At 65.3% G+C, this 18,643-nt stretch carries 20 protein-coding genes; 11 read left to right on the forward strand and 9 right to left on the reverse strand.

Features of this window, described 5'->3' with window-relative positions; all coding sequences use genetic code 11:
• Positions 1-70: 70 nt before the first annotated feature.
• The gene (locus tag A3AS_RS0129650) at positions 71-478 is read left to right on the forward strand and encodes an ACT domain-containing protein (protein WP_018321127.1); all 408 of its coding nucleotides are present in this window, start codon (positions 71-73) and stop codon (positions 476-478) included.
• Positions 479-566: 88 nt separating this feature from the next.
• Here the strand turns inward: A3AS_RS0129650 and A3AS_RS0129655 are convergent, their stop codons facing one another.
• Together A3AS_RS0129655 and A3AS_RS0129660 are read right to left on the reverse strand one after the other, a co-directional pair.
• Complete coding sequence (locus A3AS_RS0129655) at positions 567-968, reverse strand: RidA family protein (protein ID WP_018321128.1); 402 nt, start codon at positions 966-968, stop codon at positions 567-569.
• 258 nt (positions 969-1,226) lie between these two features.
• Positions 1,227-2,072, reverse strand: a complete 846-nt coding sequence (locus A3AS_RS0129660) for a cell envelope integrity EipB family protein (protein ID WP_026202492.1) — start codon at positions 2,070-2,072, stop codon at positions 1,227-1,229.
• 248 nt (positions 2,073-2,320) lie between these two features.
• Here A3AS_RS0129660 and A3AS_RS0129665 point away from each other — a divergent pair, with 248 nt between their 5' ends.
• The 4 genes from A3AS_RS0129665 to A3AS_RS0129680 all read left to right on the forward strand — a co-directional run bounded on the left by A3AS_RS0129665 (position 2,321) and on the right by A3AS_RS0129680 (position 5,514).
• A complete protein-coding gene (locus A3AS_RS0129665) occupies positions 2,321-2,788 on the forward strand; it encodes a RidA family protein (protein ID WP_018321130.1) in 468 nt (155 codons plus the stop codon).
• A gap of 5 nt (positions 2,789-2,793) precedes the next feature.
• A complete protein-coding gene (locus A3AS_RS0129670; RefSeq protein ID WP_018321131.1) occupies positions 2,794-3,540 on the forward strand; it encodes a glycerophosphodiester phosphodiesterase in 747 nt (248 codons plus the stop codon).
• A gap of 212 nt (positions 3,541-3,752) precedes the next feature.
• Positions 3,753-5,024 (forward strand): GNAT family N-acetyltransferase, encoded by a 1,272-nt coding sequence (locus A3AS_RS0129675; RefSeq protein WP_018321132.1) that lies wholly within the window; start codon positions 3,753-3,755, stop codon positions 5,022-5,024.
• Between the two features lie 64 nt (positions 5,025-5,088).
• Positions 5,089-5,514 carry an HIT domain-containing protein gene (locus A3AS_RS0129680; RefSeq protein WP_018321133.1) on the forward strand — a complete coding sequence of 142 codons (426 nt, stop codon included), beginning with the start codon at positions 5,089-5,091 and terminating at the stop codon, positions 5,512-5,514.
• 111 nt (positions 5,515-5,625) lie between these two features.
• Here A3AS_RS0129680 and tsaA read toward each other — a convergent pair whose 3' ends face one another.
• The 4 genes from tsaA to A3AS_RS0129700 all read right to left on the reverse strand — a co-directional run bounded on the left by tsaA (position 5,626) and on the right by A3AS_RS0129700 (position 8,307).
• A complete protein-coding gene (gene tsaA, locus A3AS_RS0129685) occupies positions 5,626-6,117 on the reverse strand; it encodes a tRNA (N6-threonylcarbamoyladenosine(37)-N6)-methyltransferase TrmO (protein WP_018321134.1) in 492 nt (163 codons plus the stop codon).
• Positions 6,118-6,149: 32 nt separating this feature from the next.
• The gene (locus A3AS_RS0129690) at positions 6,150-6,500 is read right to left on the reverse strand and encodes an AzlD domain-containing protein (RefSeq protein WP_018321135.1); all 351 of its coding nucleotides are present in this window, start codon (positions 6,498-6,500) and stop codon (positions 6,150-6,152) included.
• Positions 6,497-7,237 carry an AzlC family ABC transporter permease gene (locus tag A3AS_RS0129695; protein ID WP_018321136.1) on the reverse strand — a complete coding sequence of 247 codons (741 nt, stop codon included), beginning with the start codon at positions 7,235-7,237 and terminating at the stop codon, positions 6,497-6,499. The genes A3AS_RS0129690 and A3AS_RS0129695 overlap by 4 nt, the downstream gene beginning before the upstream one ends.
• Before the next feature lie 104 nt (positions 7,238-7,341).
• Positions 7,342-8,307 (reverse strand): lytic transglycosylase domain-containing protein, encoded by a 966-nt coding sequence (locus A3AS_RS0129700; RefSeq protein WP_018321137.1) that lies wholly within the window; start codon positions 8,305-8,307, stop codon positions 7,342-7,344.
• Between the two features lie 76 nt (positions 8,308-8,383).
• On the opposite strand from A3AS_RS0129700, the gene A3AS_RS0129705 reads away from it, so the two are divergent.
• The gene (locus tag A3AS_RS0129705; protein WP_018321138.1) at positions 8,384-9,022 is read left to right on the forward strand and encodes an HAD family hydrolase; all 639 of its coding nucleotides are present in this window, start codon (positions 8,384-8,386) and stop codon (positions 9,020-9,022) included.
• On the opposite strand, the gene A3AS_RS0129710 is transcribed toward A3AS_RS0129705, so the two are convergent.
• A complete protein-coding gene (locus tag A3AS_RS0129710; protein ID WP_018321139.1) occupies positions 9,019-10,059 on the reverse strand; it encodes a phenylacetaldoxime dehydratase family protein in 1,041 nt (346 codons plus the stop codon). The two genes, A3AS_RS0129705 and A3AS_RS0129710, sit on opposite strands and share 4 nt — an antisense overlap.
• Before the next feature lie 28 nt (positions 10,060-10,087).
• Positions 10,088-11,104 (reverse strand): carbon-nitrogen hydrolase family protein, encoded by a 1,017-nt coding sequence (locus A3AS_RS0129715; RefSeq protein ID WP_026202493.1) that lies wholly within the window; start codon positions 11,102-11,104, stop codon positions 10,088-10,090.
• Positions 11,105-11,300: 196 nt separating this feature from the next.
• Here A3AS_RS0129715 and A3AS_RS0129720 point away from each other — a divergent pair, with 196 nt between their 5' ends.
• From A3AS_RS0129720 to A3AS_RS0129740, 5 genes are all read left to right on the forward strand, one after another.
• On the forward strand, positions 11,301-12,257 hold the full coding sequence (locus A3AS_RS0129720; protein ID WP_018321141.1) for a helix-turn-helix domain-containing protein: 957 nt from the start codon (positions 11,301-11,303) through the stop codon (positions 12,255-12,257).
• A gap of 135 nt (positions 12,258-12,392) precedes the next feature.
• The gene (locus tag A3AS_RS0129725; RefSeq protein WP_245283315.1) at positions 12,393-12,593 is read left to right on the forward strand and encodes a hypothetical protein; all 201 of its coding nucleotides are present in this window, start codon (positions 12,393-12,395) and stop codon (positions 12,591-12,593) included.
• Positions 12,594-12,706: 113 nt separating this feature from the next.
• The gene (locus A3AS_RS0129730) at positions 12,707-13,732 is read left to right on the forward strand and encodes an aldo/keto reductase (RefSeq protein ID WP_018321143.1); all 1,026 of its coding nucleotides are present in this window, start codon (positions 12,707-12,709) and stop codon (positions 13,730-13,732) included.
• A 138-nt stretch (positions 13,733-13,870) separates the two neighbouring features.
• A complete protein-coding gene (locus tag A3AS_RS44015; RefSeq protein ID WP_018321144.1) occupies positions 13,871-15,292 on the forward strand; it encodes an MFS transporter in 1,422 nt (473 codons plus the stop codon).
• Positions 15,293-15,420: 128 nt separating this feature from the next.
• Positions 15,421-15,876 (forward strand): PEGA domain-containing protein, encoded by a 456-nt coding sequence (locus tag A3AS_RS0129740; protein WP_018321145.1) that lies wholly within the window; start codon positions 15,421-15,423, stop codon positions 15,874-15,876.
• A gap of 78 nt (positions 15,877-15,954) precedes the next feature.
• On the opposite strand, the gene clpA is transcribed toward A3AS_RS0129740, so the two are convergent.
• Positions 15,955-18,363 carry an ATP-dependent Clp protease ATP-binding subunit ClpA gene (gene clpA, locus A3AS_RS0129745; protein ID WP_018321146.1) on the reverse strand — a complete coding sequence of 803 codons (2,409 nt, stop codon included), beginning with the start codon at positions 18,361-18,363 and terminating at the stop codon, positions 15,955-15,957.
• Positions 18,364-18,643 lie beyond the last annotated feature (280 nt).

Here is an 18,643-nt window from a genome sequence, read left to right on the forward strand (position 1 = left end):
AGGTCGGCGTATGAGAAGGCTTAGAGGAGATATACAAAGGTATGTTGGCCAAGGCTTCAGGGGTTGGCCCGTGACAGGGGAACGCGATCTCGACGCGCTGCTGAGCAACATGAAGCCGGAGATGCTGAACGGCACCTTCGTGTTCTGCGCGATACCGCAGAACGAGCCCGTGCCCGCAGGGCTCAATCCGCTGCTGACATTTCGCGAGCAGGAAGGCACGACGCTAGTGATCTCTCGCGAAGAGGCTGAAGCGGCGGGGCTGCGCTACGCATTCCCCTCACGCCTGATCACCCTGACGGTTCACTCTGCGCTCGATGCGGCGGGCTTCCTGGCCGCGATCACGGCCCGTCTCGCTGAAGCCGGCATCAGCGTGAACGCGGTGTCGGCCTTTCACCACGACCATCTCTTTGTGCCCGCCGACAGGGCCGACGAAGCAATGGCCGTCCTGCGAGAGGCGTCCAAAGCGAAGCACGTGTAGCCCGGATGGAGCGCAGCGAAATCCGGGGCAGTGCGTCCTCAGCGGCAGACTTCCCGGATTGCGCTGCGCTCCATCCGGGCTACGAAAATCAATCCGCGACCGCCACCGCCTCGATTTCGATCAGCCATTCCGGCGCTGCGAGCGCGGAGACGCCGACCAGGGTCGACGCCGGCGGCTCCATGCCTTCGAAGAAGGCCGAGCGGGCCTTGCCGATGATCGGGCGCAGCTCCGGCCTGTAGTTCACGACGAAGGTCGTGATCTTCACGATGTTGGAATAGCTCGCACCGGCCGCTTTCAGCGCGTGTCCGAGATTCTGCATCACCTGCGTGGTCTGCGCGGCGATATCGCCCTCACCGACGATCCGCCCCTCCTCGTCCACCGACACCTGGCCCGAAATGTAGATGGTGCGCGCGCCGGTGGCGGTGACGACGTGCGAATAAGCGGGATTGTGATGCAGGCCGCTGGGACGGAGATGATCGAGCTTGGGCATGGGCTGGCTCCCTGAGGTTTTTGGTTAGGAGGGAGCGTAGCGGGAGATCATGACAAGAGCTAGATGCGACGCGCAACACTCGTGCACCGTCATCCTGAGGTGCGCGCCATGCGACGCGAAGCGGCGTATGGGAAGCCTCGAAGGATGCACGGCCCCGCTGATACGGCCGGGCCGTCGCCCTTCGAGGGCCGCTGAAGAAGCGGCCACCTCAGGGTGACGGTGATGGTGTGCGCGGTACGCAGCTGTAGCAACAATCCCTCAATTACAGGGCTTGCTGTCCTTGACGTCGAACTTGCCCATCGCGCCGGAAATGACAAAGTCGTTGTAATCGAGCACGAGCTGGCGCGAGACGCCGTTTTCGTAGAGTTCGAACGCCATCGCATAGACCGGCGTCTGCTCGCCCTCTTTCTGCTGGGCCTCGCGGTCGAAATAGCTGACCGTGACGGGCCAGCGCTTGAGCGATTTCATGTGCTCGTCGGAGGTCGACGGATCCGGCGCGGCGGCGCGGTCCGCGGGGATCGGCTGGCCGATCACGGTCAGCGTGTTGTAGACCTTCTGGCCGTCGTCGGAGCCGTCATAGACGGAGAGCTCGAGCAGCGGCTTGCCGTCCTTGGCGGCGGCGATGATGCGCTGGATCTGCTCGGTCGGGAACACGATCTTGCCGTCGAGCGTGAAATTCTTGGGCGCCGGCAGCTTCAGCTTGACATTGATGTGGTCGCCGTCGCGCTCGGCCGAGCCGTCGACGCGGCCGGCGTCGGCCTCGTTCATGCGGGTCTCGATCTTGAAGCGGTAGCTTTTCCCCCCGGCGTCTTCCCACGAGTTGGAGCGGAGGTCGCTCAGCGTGACCTTACCCTCGCCGCTGTCGAGCTCGGACACCTGGCGGAATTCAGAGGTGTAGCCCTCGCACGAGCTTCCGGTGAAGTTGTAGAGAATTCGGCCCCGCGCGCTGCTCACCGAATTGGAGCGCGATTTCACCAGGCTGAGATCGTAAAGTGCCTGGTGCGCAAGGAACGGACCGTTGGCGGCCTGCGCGCTGTCGGCGAGGCCTAAACCGGCCGCCGCGAGCGCCATTACACCGAGCGAAGTCCGGAAAAGGTGCACCATGTCTGTTCCTTGGGGACGCGTCCTTGGGATGCGCAGATTCGACATTTTAATGACCGTTCCATTGCGTCGCAACTGAGGCCGTTTCACGTAAAGTTGCGGCCCTGCCGTTGAACCTGCGGCCTCGCCTCGGCAAAAGGCAGCCTGCTGCGGTTTACTTGCATGTGGCGGCACGATGGGCGAAACAGGGCGCGGCCGGCCTCCCACGGATGCGCCGGGGCGAATGGAATTTCTGGACAACGAGGTCGAACATGGCGGGCACGGTCGAGCAAAAGCTGGCGGAACAGGGCATCAAGCTGCACGAGGCCCCTACCCCCGTGGCCAATTACGTCCCGTTCGTGCGCACCGGTAATTTGCTGTTCGTCTCCGGCCAGGTCTGCTTCGACCCCGCCGGCAAGCTGATCGCCAAGGGCAAGCTGGGCGCCGGCGTCTCGATCGAAGACGGCGCGGCGGCGGCCCGCGGCTGCGCGGTCAATTTGCTGGCCCAGGTCAAGGCGGCACTCGGCGACCTCGACAAGGTGGTGCGCGTGGTGCGCCTCGGCGGCTTCATCAACTCGGCCCCCGACTTCCTGGACGGGCCGAAGGTGCTCAACGGCGCCTCCGACCTGATGGTCGCCGCCTTCGGTGACAAGGGCCGCCATGCCCGCACCACCGTCGGCGTCGCCTCGCTGCCGGCAGACGCGGCGGTCGAGGTCGATGGCGTGTTCGAGGTCGCCTGACGCGCATGCGCGCTCCTGATTGGCTGACAGCCCGGCCGGTCGCCCATCGCGGCCTGCATGACATTTCCCGCGGCGTTGTCGAGAACATGCCCGGCGCGGTGCAGGCTGCGATATCGGGCAATTTTTCGATCGAGGTCGATATCCAGCTCTCGGCCGACGGCGAGGCCATGGTGCATCACGACCATGCGCTCGGCCGCCTCACCGAGGCCACCGGCGAGGTCGTGTCGAAGACCGCGGCGGAGCTGAAGGCTGTCAAATTCAAGGACACGGACCAGCGAATGATGTCGCTGTCCGACCTCTGCGCCATGGTCGCCGGCCGGGTCCCGCTGGTGATCGAGGTGAAAAGCCATTTTGGCGGCGACCGCAAGCTGGTGAAGCGGATGGCCGAGGTGCTGGCGTCCTATGACGGCCCCGCCGTCGGCATGTCGTTCGATCCCGATCAAGTGCTGGCACTGCGCGAGCTGTTGCCCTCCCGCCCGCGCGGCATCGTCGCGCAGCGGACCTATGAGGACGACTATTGGGCCAAGCTCACGCAGGAACAGCGCGACAGCATGCTGTATCTGCGCCACGGCTTTCAGACCCAGCCCCACTTCGTTGCCTTCAGGGTCGACGACCTCCCGGCCCCCGCTCCCTGGATCGCCCGCAACGTCTTCGGCTGCGCCCTGCTCGGCTGGACCGTCCGCACCCCGGAGCAGCGGATACGGGTCGGGCAACATGCCGATCAGATGATCTTTGAGGGGTTCGTGCCGTAGGAATGGTCTCGTGTCCCGGACAAGCTGCAACGCTTTAGCGTTGCGGCGCAGAGCCGGGACCCGGAAGGCGGCACGCTACGCGGTGAGATGGGCCCGGCTCTGCAGCGCGGACGATGCCTCGCATCGCCGGCGCGCTACGCTGCGTCCGGGGCACGAGAGCTGCGTTCCCGCCCCCTTGAAGTCGCTGCTGCAATGCACGATCTTGGGCAACAATGGCATCATCCGAAATCACGCTCGAGGCCGTACCTTCGATTGGTGAGGTATCCCCGGAGGACTGGGACGCCTGTGCCAATCCCGGCAAGGCTCTTAACGAAAAGGCTCTTAACGAAAAGGCCTGCAACGGGCTTGGCGCGGGAACCTCATCTGGACTTCCAGGCGACTCCCTCGGCCTCTTAAAACCCGCCTATAACCCTTTCGTCTCGCACGCCTTTCTGTCCGCCGTCGAGAAATCCGGTTCGGCGACAATCCGCACCGGCTGGGGACCGCGGCATCTCGTGGCCAAGGTCGACGGCCGCGTCGCCGGTGTCGTGCCCTGCTATCTGAAATCGCATTCGCAAGGCGAGTACGTCTTCGACCGCGGCTGGGCGGACGCCTATGAGCGCGCCGGCGGGCGCTACTATCCGAAGCTCCAGGTCTCGGTTCCCTTCACGCCGGCCACAGGCCCGCGCCTGCTGGTCCGTGACGGCGTCGATCACGAGCGCATCATGGACGCACTGGCGAGCGGGCTGGTGGCGCTCTGCGGCGTCAGCAAGGCCTCCTCCGTCCACGTCACCTTCGCACAGAAGGCCGAGTGGAAGCTGCTCGCCGAGCACGGCTTCCTGCAGCGTACCGACCAGCAGTTCCACTGGCACAATGAGGGCTTTACTGGCTTCGACGACTTCCTGGCGACGCTGAACTCGCGCCACCGCAAGTCGATCAAGCGCGAGCGGCGCGACGCGCTTCCCGCCGGGATCACGATCCACTGGCTCACCGGCAAGGACATCACCGAGGACGCCTGGGATGCGTTCTTCATGTTCTACATGGAGACCGGGTCGCGCAAATGGGGCCGTCCCTATCTGACGCGCGAGTTCTTCTCGCTGATCGGCGAGACCATGAGCGAGGACGTGCTGCTGGTGATGGTCCGCCGCAACAATCGCTGGATCGCGGGCGCGATCAACTTCATTGGCTCGGACACGCTGTTTGGCCGCAACTGGGGCGCGGTCGAGCATCACCCGTTCCTGCATTTCGAGGTCTGCTATTACCAGGCGATCGACTTCGCGATCAAACGCGGCCTTACCCATGTCGAGGCCGGCGCGCAAGGCGAGCACAAGATCGCGCGGGGCTACCTGCCGCGCACCACCCATTCCGCGCACTTCATCGCCGATCCCGGCCTGCGCCGCGCCATCGACGATTACCTCAAGCGCGAGCGCGCCTATGTCGCCGAGGCCGGACGGGAGCTTGCCGGGCTCGGCCCGTTCCGGAAAGGCGCCGACGAGGCGCCTTGACGGTTTGCCGTCGCTGGTGACAGTAAGCGCAAAATTCCAAGCGCAAATTTCTTGGGGAGCCGCCATGACCGCCTACGACACCAACAACATCTTCGCCAAGATCCTGCGCGGTGAGCTGCCCTGCTCCAAGGTCTATGAGGACGAGCACGTCTTCGCGTTCCTCGACATCATGCCGCGCGTGCCTGGCCACACGCTCGTGATCCCGAAGGCCCCTGCCCGCAACATCCTCGACATCAAGCCTGACGACTACGCCCACGTCGCCCGCGGCGCGCACAAAATCGCGGCGGCTGCAATGAAGGCGTTCAAGGCCGACGGCATCACCATCCAGCAATTCAACGAGCCCGCCGGCGGACAAGTGGTGTTTCACCTGCACATGCACGTGATGCCGCGCCACGACGGCGTGGCGATGCTGCCGCCCGCCAGCCGCAAGGAAGACGCCAAGGTATTGGAAGAGCACGCGGCGAGACTGATCGCGGCGTTGAAGGGTTGATGTCATTCCGGCGCGCGCCCCCTTGGCGCGAGCCCGGAATCCATTTCACCACCGACGCTGACGCCTGATGGATTCCGGGCTCGCGCCTTCGGCGCGCCCCGGAATGACAGATTACTCCGTCTCGAAATCCCCCGGCTGCGGCGCCGCCAATGGCGTGAACTCGCAGCGGTCGGGCTTGATGTCGATCAGCGGCGTGTTGTCGATGCAATCGAGACCGCGCACCAGGATCGCATTGCCCTCGATGCCGACCAGCTTCACGATCGACGTGCCGATCGGATTGGGCCGCACCGGCGAGCGCAGCGAGAACGTGCCGCGGGTCTTTTCGTTGTTCTTCGGGCTCTGCAGGATGATGTCGCGGCGCGATTGGTCGAGCCAGTAGAGCACTTCGAGATTGCTGTAGAAATCGACCCCCTTGATGGCCGGCACGAACGGCTCGAAGATCTCGAGCCGGCAGATCGGACCATCCTGACGCCCCTGCCGCGGCGTCTCCAGCCGCGAGGTCCAGGGCGTACGAATACGCCCGATGAAGACGAGACCGGCATCTTGCGTCGGTGGCAGCTCGATGGCGACCTCGCCCTCGCGGAGCTCCTGTTCGCGAACCATATTTCCTGTTCCTTGACTGTTCGCCGGCGGTTTTAGCCCAACCACCACTTGCCGGCCAGCATGAAGACTTCACCGGTCACCACGCCCGCGAAAATCGAGCGGCGGGTCAGCAGGAAGACGACGAGGCCAGCGCCAACCGCGCCATAGCGTAGGGTATCGGGCACGCTCGCCAGCGCCCCCGGCGGCTCGACCACGATCTGGGCGATGACGCCGGCCAGAATCGCGGTGGCGACCGCCCGCACCCAGACCAGCAGTTCGGAGCCTTCGTCGATGCCGCCGCCGAACCACAGTCCCAGCATGCGCCATATCTGGTTGGGAATGACGCCGGCGACGAACAGCACCGCCAGCGCGTGCCAGTCGCCGATCGCTTGCGCAAAGCTCATGCGCGCACCTCGCGCCACCAATGCACGCCATAGGCGATCGTGCCGGCCACCACCCCGCTGATCAGGATATCGACGCCGGAGCTCATCTTCGCGGCGAGCGGATACAGCAAGATGCCCAGCACGAGCGCGACGACATCGGCGACCTCGCGGCTGTTGCGCGCGGTCGAGAACAGGAAGGACAGCGGCGTCAGCAGCAGGATCGCCGCGCCAAGCGTCTGGGTCAGGTTGGCGGCGAGGAAATAGCCGACCGTGTTGGCGACGAGGCACACCGAGACGAGGCCACAGCCGAGCCCGTGAACGAAGGCGATGCGCCGCTCACGCGGCACAAGCGGCAGGAAGCGGTGGCATTCGACCCACAACGTCACCGCGGTGAGATGCGCGGCAAAGACCAGCTCGCGCCGTTTGGTCGTCGGCGTGCGCATCAGCGGCAAGACCGAGACCACCATCGGAAACAGCCTGATAGCGCTGACGGTCACCGCGATCGCGGACTGGATGATGGTGGCGCCGGAGCCCAGTGTGGTGATCAGGATGATCTGCGCCGGCCCCGCCCAGACGAACAGCGTCGAGGCGAGCGCCCAGACCAGGCTGAAATGGGTGTCATGGGCCAGCGCGCCGATGCCGAGATAGGTCACGAACAGCACGATGGTGAGGATCGTCTGCGTGATCGAGCGCAGCCCCCAGCCGAAAGCGAGCCAGGGACTATTCCATTGCGGTGAATCGAGCGGAGGGAGCGCCACGGAGTTTTGGCCGGGTTGCGGAATCGTGCCCGCATAACGGGTGACGCGGCGGCTCGCGTCAAGGAAACACGTGGCGGGGCTGGCATGCGCGCCGACGAGGCCCCCTACCCGCTCACACCCCTGTTCTTCAGCACGAAGCACGCGCCGCCTGCCTTCCTGATCCGGTTACAGAGATCATCCGCCTCACTGCGCGTGTCGGCACCGATGCGCACCTGGTAGAACGCGCGGGTGCCGCGGCTACGCATCACCGAGCTCAAAAGGCTCGGATCGTGGTCGCCGATTGCGGTGCCGAGCCGCGTGACGGCGCGGGAATACATCGCCAGCGCCCTGTTGCGGTCGAAACCGGCGGCGAGCTGCACGCCCCAGGCTTTTGCGGCCGCCAGCTCGACATGCTGCTCGAGCTCGGCGACGAAAGCATTCGGCGCGCGCTTGAGCAGCGCCATCAGGTCGCGACAGCTGGTCGGCGGCGCGCTCGGCGGGCCCTTGCCGGTCGCACCCGCCTTGGCCCAGGCATCGACGCTCGTCCCAGTGATCGCGTAGACGTAGTTACGAGTCTGCTCCGGCATGCCGCCGGTGCCGGCGAGCCATTCCTGCACGCGCCGCGGACCTGCGTTGTAGGCAGCGGCCGCAAGGCCGAGATTGCCGAACTGGTTGCGCAGCTCATTCAGAAACTCTGCCGACTTCGGCAATGCCTGCACCGGATTGAACGGATTAAGCAGACCGCGCTCGCTCGCGGTGCCCGGCATGAACTGCGCGATCCCCTGTGCGTGCTCGCCGCTGCGTGTCGTCGGGCCTACCGCGTCGGCCTGGAAGCGGCTTTCCTGCCAGATCACCCGGGCGAAAAATTCCAGCGGGAGATTGGCATCGCGCGCGGCGGCCTCGATGATCAGGCAGATCGACTCCCGCGTGTCGCTCTCGCGCGCCGAATCGGGCGATGGCGACGGTTTTGCGGGGGCTTCGGGGCCGAGCTGCGTGGGAGGAACCGGTGCGTCCTCGGCCAGCGCCGGCGTGCAGACGAACGCTGCCACGAGCAACCGCCAGATCAGCTTCTGGACCCCACCAAGCTGCATTTCGCTCCAAGCCCTTGAACTCGGGCCCCAAGGCAACTAGCAACGGCCGGAACAATCAACGCTGAGCTCGGCCAAAATGCGGACAATCTATTTTGATCTCGACGGCACACTCACCGATCCAAAGCCCGGGATCACCGGTTCGATCCAGTATGCCCTGAAAAAACTCGACCAGCCGGTCCCGAGCCAGGACGAGCTGACCTGGTGCATTGGGCCGCCGCTGCATGCCAGCCTGAAGAGGCTCGTCGGAACCGACGAACTTGCTGACCGGGCGCTGCTACTCTACCGCGAGCGGTTTTCCGAGGTCGGCCTGTTCGAGAATGCGCTCTATCAGGGCATCCACGACACGCTCGCCGCGGTGGCCGCAACGACGCCGCGCATGTTCGTGGCGACCAGCAAGCCCGCGGTCTACGCTACCCACATCGTCGATCATTTCGGCCTGAAGCCGTACTTCGAGCGCGTGTTCGGCTCCGAGCTCGACGGCACCCGCGTCGACAAGCGCGATCTGCTGCGCTACGCGCTCGACGAGACCAAGGTCGATGCCGGCAGCGCCATCATGATCGGCGACCGCAGCCACGATGTGATCGGCGCCCGCACCAACGGCATGACCGCGATCGGCGTGCTCTATGGCTATGGCAGCGAGGCCGAGCTCAGGGACGCCGGCGCGCATCACATTTGCGCCGCGCATCCCGAGCTGCTTGGTCATTGCGTGGGCTAGGCGCTGACGGCCTCCACCGCCGTCAACATGCCGGTCTTGGGATGGCAGTTCAGATATTCGAAGAACTGCTCGTCCGCGGCTGCCACCGTGACCTCGTGATAGAGCCGCAGCTTGGCGGACGGTCCGAGCGTGGACAGATACTTCATCGCGGCACCAAAAATCCTGACATGGGTTGGATGCGACTCCGCCCAGCGTTCGAGCGCGGCCAGGCTCTTCCACCAGCTCTGGCCGTAGGACTTTTCGCTCACGCTGCCATCGGCCTGGAGCACCTGCATGTAGCGGTTGGCATAGCAGCCGATCGCAAGACCCTCGTCGCGCAGGAAATCCATGCCTTCGCGCAGCACCGGCTCGACGTCATCGAGATAGAGCTTTCGCTCGGATGCCTCGGTATCGCTCCAATCCTGCCCGGACCTGATCAGGCAGAGATTGTCGTGCGCCGTCACGCGTAGCCGCGCGCCGTCCCGGATCAGCTCCGGCGCACCGCCGGGCGTCATCGCGTCGGTTTGCGACAGCGGGATACGGTCGCGCATGCCGCCCCAATAAGCGTGCTCCTGCACCTCGCCGCTCATGCCGGCGGCGATGGCCGCGACACCTTCGGTCCGGTCGGGCGAAGAGAACAGCGTCTCGTGCCGCGCCACAATGGGACGCAGCACCTCGATGAAGGTGCCGACGCCCTCGCGCTGCCTCACGGTCCATGCCGCGCGTGCCGGTTCGAGCCAGGCGTCGAAGCGCACAATGTCGTCCCAATAGGCGACCGAGACGATGGTCTCATAGCCGGCCTGGTCGACATAGCGCGCGCGATCCCAATGCAAAGGCCCGCTTTCGGCCGAAAAGCGCTCCGCGATCTCAAGGAGTGCCTCCGTTGCGGCCGCCGGCGCCGCGCCACGATACTGCACGCCGAAATAAGCCATCACGACGCGGCTCACGCCGGGCCTGTAGCGCGCCACGAACGACGGATATGGCGGCTGGTAATCATCAGGCACGCGCTTGTGGCGCGTGCGCTGAGTCTCGAGATGCTGAGGAATTGCAGATTCCATGATCGTACCCTCCCCTCGATCTCGGTGATCAGCTCGCCGCCGCGGCAATGTCGGTGGGCTCGACGGTGTCCACCGGCAACGCAAATTGCTCGACGCGTTGGTACCGCTTCTTGTTGAGCAGCAGCCGCGTGACGTCGGGCCGCGAATAATGCCCGGCCGGATCTGCCGCGTTCTTGGCAACACCGATGGCGCCGAGATCGATCTCGGCGATCAATAGCCCCTCCTGATCCGGCGCCAGCTTCTCGCCGATCTGGCTGCCGTCGGGACCGTAGATCGCGGCAAAGCCGCCGCCGGCATGCAGCAGCGCATGCTTGTCCGGCCGGTCGCAGAGCTCATCGATCATCGCTTGCGAGACCGTCGCGCAAGGCGCCAGCACGAAGCAGGAGCCCTCCACCGCATAGACACGCGAGGCGGCGTTGTTGACCTCGGCCCCAAGCGCCGGCGCGAAGGGATCGTAGAGCGAGAAGCTCGGCCAGGCCGCGACATGCACCTGCTCGTTCTGGGCGTACATCGCGTATTTGGACAGCGGCTGGAGATGCTCCCAGCAGCACAGCGCGCCGAGACGGCCGATGTCGGCCCTCGCATGCACTGCGAGATCGCTGCCGTCGCCCTCGCCGTAGACGGTACGCTCGGCATGGGTCGGCCGCAGCTTGCGGCGCTTGGCGATGGTCTCGCCATCGGGCCCGATCAGCCATTGCGCCAGATAGAGACTGCCGCCGTCGCGTTCGGACAGGCCGATCACGGCGGTGAGCTTGGCTTTCCGCACTTCGTCGCGCAGCCGCTCGGCCTGCGGGCTGTCATAGGACAGCGAATTGTCGAAATAGCGCTGCACGAAGCCGCGGCCGATCGCCCATGCCGGCGAGTCCATCCAGATGTGCCAGGGGTAGCCGGGGATGAAGGCCTCGGGAAAGGCGATCAGCCTGGCGCCCTTTTCCGCGGCCTCCCTGATCAGCGCGATCGACTTGTCGATGGAGGCGTCGAGATCGAGCCAGGCCGGCGCCGCCTGCACCACCGCCACCTTGTATTTCGGATGTTCGATGCCCATTGCCGCCTCCATTGCCGGTTGATCGGAAGCCATCTCCGATGCAGTCTATTGGGCCAAAGCGGGCAACCGGCCGCTCGACCGCGGCGGAACAAAAACTCGACCGGCGGGGATTTCGGCCCGGTACGGGATTTGCCTCGGATCGGCTTGGATCTGCGCCAACATGCGATTTCGCTGGATGTGAAAGGGAGGCCTGCCGATGCCAATCCAGTTCACGACGGACGGCAGCCCGGGCTACCGGCGGCTCGCCCTCTGGCAGGACATCGTCTGCGACGTCTTCGTCGGGCTCGACTGCAAGTCCGATCTCGGCAGCGCCTTTCGCGGCTCGGTGACGCAAGCCGCGCTCGGCAAGGCGGTGTGTTCCGAGGTCTGCTCCGATCGCCAGCATGTGCTCCGCACGCCCTCCCGCATCGCGCGCTCGGATCAGGATTTCGTCCTGGTGGCGCTCGGTCATCGGGGCGACGGCGGCGTGGTGCAGGACGGCCGCGAGACCGTGGTTCATCCCGGCGAATTCGCGCTCTACGACACCACCCGCCCCTATGAGCTGAAGTTCAACGACGCTTTCACGCAGACCATCTTCAAGGTACCGCGCGAAATGTTGCAGCGCCGGCTCGGCGGCACGGAGACGCTGACCGCGATGTCGTTCGGCACTGAGGCACCGCTCGAGCGGCTCGCCTATGATTTCATCTTCCGGCTTTGCCAGAGTGCCGACCGGCTCGCCCCTGGCAACGCCGCTGTTCTGTCGGAACAGGCCGTCGATCTGCTCGCGATGGCGCTGAGCGAGCGGCTCGGCAAGACGTCGCTGCCATCCTCGACCCACCGCTCCGCGCTGATCTACCGGCTCAAGGCGCACGTCCGCGCCCACCTCGCCGACCCCGACCTTTCATTGTCGGAGACCGCGGCCGCGCTCGGCATCTCGCCGCGCTACGTGAACGACCTTCTCGCCGACGAGGAGACCTCGTTCCAGCGTTACGTCCTCGCCGAGCGCCTTGCGCAGTGCCGGCGCGACCTCGCCTCGCCCATGCTCGTCCATCGCCACATCAGCGAGATCGCCTTCGCCTGGGGTTTTAACGACCTCTCGCATTTCGGCCGGGTCTTCCGCGAGCATTTTGGGATGTCGCCGCGCGATTTCAGGCAGAGCCAGCTGCGGCACTGAGATCGGGACAGCCATTGGCCGGAGCCTTCGCTTGCGGCGAAGGCAATGCTCGTGAATTCCAGATTGTCTTGCCCTGCCGCCTGCATCAGGCTGGCGCGCATGAGGACTCAGGCCACGATAAGCGGAACGGAGCTGTTGCTGAGCGTCATCGCGATCCGTCTCGCCGTGCTGGTCGTGGTGGGATGGGGTTTGACTCTCCTGCCGCAGCAGACGCGCAATCGTGAGCTCGGCTGCGCTCCCCCATCTGTGGCAAAGGACGAGGCGAAATTTTCGGCGAAGATTGTCGGCCCGCGCATCGTTGATGCCGCGTTCGACGACATGCTTCGGCACGATTAGGGCGTCCAAGCAAGGCCGGTATGTGAGCGCGTGATAGGACAAGGCACCCGCTTGCGCTAACCTCAGTGCCAAGGCGGCAACGATCAATCAGCGGCCAGCCGAGGAGCATATCGATGGAATACCGACGCTTGGGCCGGTCAGGCCTCATGGTGCCCGCTTTGAGCCTTGGCACCGGCACCTTCGGCGGCGTCGGCCGCCTTGCCGCGTGGGGCACGACCGACGCGACCGAGGCGCGGCGCCTGCTGGATATCTGCCTCGATGCCGGCGTGTCGATGTTCGACACCGCGGACGTCTATTCGCTCGGCGAGTCCGAACGCGTTCTCGGCGAGGCCATCAAGGGCCGCCGCGACAAGGTGCTGGTCTCGACCAAGGCCACGTTTCGCTTCGGCGACGGCCCCAACGACATCGGCTCGTCACGGCAGCATCTGCTCGCAGCCATCGACGGTTCACTGAGCCGGCTCGGCACCGACTACATCGACCTGTTCCAGCTCCACGGCTTCGACGCCTTCACCCCGCCCGAGGAGGTGCTCGCGACCCTCGATACGCTCGTGCGCGCCGGCAAGATCCGCTATGTCGGCGTTTCGAATTTTTCCGGCTGGCACCTGATGAAGTCGCTCGCCGTCGCCGACAAGCACGGTTTTCCGCGCTACGTGGCCAACCAGACCTATTATTCGCTGATCGGGCGCGATTACGAATGGGAGTTGATGCCGCTCGGCCTCGACCAGGGGCTAGGTGCCGTGGTCTGGTCGCCGCTCGGATGGGGACGCCTCACCGGCAAGCTTCGCCGAGGTCAGCCGAAGCCCGAGGTGAGCCGCCTGCCCAAGACCGCCGAGTTCGGACCGCCGGTGCCGGACGAGCATGTCTATCGTGTCGTCGATGCCATCGACGAGGTCGCGAAGGAAACCGGCAAGAGCGTCTCGCAGATCGCGCTGAACTGGCTGCTGCAGCGCCCGACCGTATCGACGCTGATCATCGGCGCGCGCAACGAGACGCAGCTGCGCGAAAATCTCGGCGCGGTCGGCTGGTCGCTGACCAAAGACCAGATTGCCAAGCTCGACGCCGCGAGCAAGGTGACGCTGCCCTATCCCTACTGGCACCAGCGCACGACCTTCACCGACCGCAATCCGCCGGCGGTCTAGCGCAAGAATCTTTGTGTTTGCCGAGCCGCCACGAGTGTCTCCGTTACGGGAACTGCGGAAAGCCTGACGGGTTGCCGTCAATCCGGCAATTTCCTAATCCGGAGATGAAACACGGCTCGAATCAAGCGCGCCTCCATCATGTCGTCCGCCCCCATCGAGCATGCCGACGGCCTGCCGCAGCCGCAGCGCAACCAGGCGGTGCTGACCATTGCGCTCGGCATCATCATGGCGGTGGTCGACAGCGCCATCGCCAATGTCGCCCTGCCGACGATCGCGGCCGACCTCGACGCAAGTCCAGCCTTCTCGATCTGGATCGTCAACGGCTACCAGCTCGCGATCACGATCTCGCTGCTGCCGCTGGCTTCGCTCGGCGAGATCGTCGGCTATCGCCGCGTCTATCTGGTCGGGCTGGTGCTGTTCACGCTGGCATCCGCCTTCTGCGCGCTGGCGCATACGCTGCCGCTGCTGACGGTCGCGCGCATCATCCAGGGCTTTGGCGCGGCCGGCATCATGAGCGTCAACGCAGCGCTGGTGCGCTTCACCTACCCGCGCAGCCAGCTCGGCCGCGGCATCGGGCTCAACGCGCTCGTCGTCGCCTTCTCGGCCGCCATCGGCCCGACGCTCGCCGCAGGCATCCTGGCGGTCGGAAGCTGGCCGTGGCTGTTTGCCATCAACGTACCGCTCGGCGCGGTGACGCTGGTGCTGGGCCTGCGCAGCCTGCCGCACACAAAGCCCGCCAGCCATTCGTTCGACTGGCAGAGCGCGGGGCTTTCAGCGATCACCTTCGGCGTCGGGATCGCAGCCGTCGACAGCGTCGGTCATGGCGAGGCCGCGGTCACCTGCCTGATCCAGTTCGCCATCGCTCTCGTCGCAGGCGCGCTGCTGATCTGGCGCGAAACCCACATGACCTCGCCGCTGCTGCCGGTCGACCTGTTGCGTATCCCCGTGTTCGCGCTGTCCATTGCGACCTCGATCGCCTCGTTCTGCGGGCAGATGCTGGCCTTCGTCGCGATCCCCTTCTACCTCCAGAGCCGCTTCGGCTATTCGGCGGTCCATATGGGCCTCCTGATCACGCCATGGCCGATCGCCGTGGCGTTCGCAGCGCCCCTCGCCGGCCGCCTGGTCGAGCGTTATCCGGCCGGCCTGCTCGGCGGCATCGGCCTCACGCTGTTCGCCTGCGGCCTTGCCGCGCTCGCCTTCCTGCCCGCAGACCCCGCACCGTTCGACGTGATCTGGCGCATGGCGCTGGCCGGCGCCGGCTTCGGTCTGTTCCAGACGCCCAACAACCGCACCATGATCGCTGCCGCCCCGCGCGAGCGCGCAGGCGGCGCCAGCGGCATGCTGGGCACGGCACGCCTGCTCGGCCAGACCACCGGCGCCGCACTGGTCGCGTTGTTGCTCGGACGGTATCCGGTTGAGGGGACCAGGCTGGCGCTGCTCGTGGGCGTCGGGTTTGCACTCTGCGGCGCGGTGCTGAGCATGCTGCGGCTGTCTCCGGTTGGCGCGCGCGGCGCCGAACACGTCCGCGTGCAGGACGATCAGCGCCTGCGGGGCGACTGACGGAGCCCCACGTCCAGGTACCGGCCATTCCGTGCACAACCCCTGCGTGGCTTAACTATCCGGACCAATGACCTATTGCCCTCGCGCTCCGGTTGCGCTTGATTGGCGTGGGGAATAAGGGGCACTTCATGCGTTCATTGGGAATTGTGGCGCTCAGCGTCATGCTGGGCGGCTGCGCGTCTGTGACGCGCGGCACGACCGAAAACATCAGCATCTCATCGACACCGTCAGGCGTGGAAGCCATGGTCTCCGGGCTCGAAGTGCCCACCACCTGCACCACACCCTGCGCCATCGTCGCCAAGCGTAACGCCGACATCACGATCACCTTCGAGAAGGAAGGCTATCAACCCCAGACGGTGCAGCTCACCAAGGAGGTTTCAGGCACCGGGGCCACCGGCTTCGCCGGCAACCTCTTGCTCGGCGGCGTCGTCGGCATGGGGGTCGACGCCGCGACGGGGGCGGCCACCGATCACAAGCCAAACCCGGTCATTGTAACGATGCAGCCGTCGGTCCCTGCCCGCGGCGCCCGGCCGGCCGCTCCGAAGAGGCCCCTGCCGCCGCGCGCGCCGGAGGCCGGTACGTAGGCCGTTCTGCGGTACGACATCGCATCAATGAAGAGGCCGGCTTTTCAGCCGGCCTTTTCAATTCTCATGGCGTGCCGATCAAGCCTTGACCAGCGGGCCCTTGGAGGTCGGCCCCTTCGAGCCGCCGGGGCCGCCCGGCTTGGACTTGCCCGGCGGGCGCTTGCGGGTGCCCGGGAGCTTCTCCTGCTTCGGCGTGACCGGCCCCTCGACGTATTCGAAGCCGATCTTGTCTTTGGTCTCGTCAGCCTCGTCCTTGACCAGGACGACGCGAACGTGGCCGCCGCCCTTCAGCTTGCCGAACAGCACCTCGTCAGCCAACGGCTTCTTGATGTGTTCCTGGATCACGCGGGCCATGGGACGTGCGCCCATCTGCTCGTCGTAACCGTGCTGGACCAGCCAGGCCTTGGCGGGCTCGGACAGCTCGATGGTGACGTCGCGGTCGCCGAGCTGGGCTTCGAGCTGAAGCACGAACTTCTCGACCACGGTGCCGATCACCTCGACGCTGAGATGGCCGAACGAGACGATAGCATCGAGACGGTTGCGGAATTCCGGCGCGAACTGCCGGTTGATCGCCTCGTGGTCGTCGCCTTCCCGCTTGGAGCGCGTGAAGCCGAACGCCTGCTTGGCGAGATCGGAAGCCCCCGCGTTCGTGGTCATGATCAGGATCACGTTGCGGAAATTGACCTGCTTGCCGTTGTGGTCGGTGAGCCGGCCGTGATCCATGATCTGCAGCAGCACGTTGTAGAGATCGGGATGCGCCTTCTCGATTTCGTCGAGCAGCACCACGCAATGCGGATGCTGGTCGACGCCGTCGGTGAGCAAGCCGCCCTGGTCGAAGCCGACATAGCCGGGAGGCGCACCAATCAGGCGCGATACGGTGTGCCGCTCCATGTACTCGGACATGTCGAAGCGCAACAGCTCGACGCCGAGGCTTGCCGCCAGCTGCTTTGCAACCTCGGTCTTGCCGACGCCGGTCGGACCCGAGAACAGGTAGCAGCCGATCGGCTTCTCCGGCTCGCGCAAGCCGGCGCGCGCCAGCTTGATCGATGCCGCGAGCGACTCGATCGCCTTGTCCTGGCCGAACACGGTGCGCTTCAGCGTCTGCTCGAGATGCTTGAGCACCTCGGCATCGTCCTTCGACACGCTCTTCGGCGGAATCCGCGCCATCGAGGCGATCGTGGTCTCGATCTCCTTGATGCCGATGGTCTTCTTGCGCTTGTTCTCGGCCACCAGCATCTGCGCCGCACCGGACTCGTCGATCACGTCGATCGCCTTGTCCGGCAGCTTGCGGTCGTGGATGTAGCGCGAGGAGAGCTGAACCGCGGCCTCGATCGCCTCGTTGGTGTACTTCAGCCGGTGGTAGTCCTCGAAGTACGGCTTGAGACCCTTGAGGATCGCGATCGCGTCCTCGACCGTCGGCTCGTTGATGTCGATCTTCTGGAAGCGCCGCACCAGCGCGCGGTCCTTCTCGAAGTGCTGACGGTATTCCTTGTAGGTGGTCGAGCCCATGCAGCGGATGGTGCCCGAGGCCAGCGCCGGCTTGAGCAGGTTCGAGGCATCCATCGCCCCGCCCGACGTCGCGCCCGCACCGATCACGGTGTGGATCTCGTCGATGAACAGGATGGCGTTGGGATGCGCCTCGAGCTCCTTCAGCACTTGCTTCAGGCGCTCTTCGAAGTCGCCGCGATAGCGCGTGCCCGCGAGCAGCGTGCCCATGTCGAGCGAGAACACGGTGGCAGCCGCCAGAACTTCCGGCACCTCGCTGTCGACGATGCGCTTGGCGAGGCCCTCCGCAATCGCGGTCTTGCCGACGCCGGCTTCGCCGACGAACAGCGGGTTGTTCTTCTGCCGGCGGCACAGCACCTGGATCGCACGGTTGATCTCGGAGTTGCGTCCGATCACCGGGTCGATCTTGCCGTCGCGCGCCTTCTTGTTGAGGTTGACGCAATAGGTCTCGAGCGCCTCGCCCTTCTTCTTGGCGTCTTCAGCACCCTTGGTCTCGGTCTCCTCGTCGACGCCGCGCACCGGCCGCGCCTCGGAGACGCCAGGCCGCTTGGCGATGCCGTGGCTGATGTAGTTGACCGCGTCATAGCGCGTCATGTCCTGCTCCTGCAGGAAATACGCGGCGTGGCTCTCGCGCTCGGCGAAGATCGCGATCAGCACGTTGGCGCCGGTCACCTCTTCACGGCCGGAGGATTGCACGTGAATCACGGCGCGCTGGATCACGCGCTGGAAGCCGGCGGTCGGCTTGGCGTCGTCGGCGCCATCCGTGACCAGATTCTCGAACTCGGTCTCAAGATAATTAACCAGGCTCGTGCGGAGCTTGTCGAGATCGACACTACAGGCGCGCATGACGGCGGCTGCATCGGAGTCGTCGATCAGGGAGAGCAACAGATGCTCGAGCGTCGCGTATTGGTGATGACGTTCGTTTGCGATCGCCAGTGCACGATGCAGGGATTGTTCAAGGCTTTGGGAAAAAGTCGGCATTCGCGTCCTCTATGGCCCCCACCATCATGGTCGTGATCGCCCGGTCAGGCAACAACAACCTTTGTCACATATAGTTATACAAGACCGCGGCGAAAGACCGGTTCCGCGACTCCGGCAGCGACACACCCGCGGTATTTTCGATGCAAAACCCGTTCCGATTTGGGCAGACTACCCATTTGGGCAGGGTTGACGCCGGCGCCGAAGTTCACCGGATCATGCAGCAGGTTGTGCTGCCATCACACGCCACGCGAACAGAACCACTCTAAGGAACACGACCGGC

The organism is Bradyrhizobium sp. WSM2793, assembly GCF_000379585.1.
In the GTDB taxonomy this organism is placed as follows: Bacteria; Pseudomonadota; Alphaproteobacteria; order Rhizobiales; family Xanthobacteraceae; genus Bradyrhizobium.